Here is a 236-nt window from a genome sequence, read left to right on the forward strand (position 1 = left end):
GCGGACCGCTCCAGGCCGAGGACGATCTTGTCCAGGGCCTTGAGGAAGTGCTCCTTGCGGATCCTCTTCTCCCCGTTCCGGGCGGCGAGGAGGGCGGCCTCGTTCACCAGGTTCCTGAGGTCCGCCCCGGAGAAGCCCGGGGTGAGGTGGGCGAGCTCCAGGGCGTCCACGTCCTCGGCGATGGGCTTGCCCCGCATGTGGACGAGGAGGATCGCCTTGCGCTCCTCCAGGGAGGG

General features: G+C 69.9%; 1 pseudogene. It reads right to left on the reverse strand.

The features are described from left to right. A pseudogene (locus tag MFF64_RS39210) lies at positions 1–236 on the reverse strand (ATP-dependent zinc metalloprotease FtsH); the annotation flags it as partial.

Origin of the sequence: Methylobacterium frigidaeris, from assembly GCF_022179185.1 — a bacterium.
Classification (GTDB): Bacteria; Pseudomonadota; Alphaproteobacteria; order Rhizobiales; family Beijerinckiaceae; genus Methylobacterium; species Methylobacterium frigidaeris.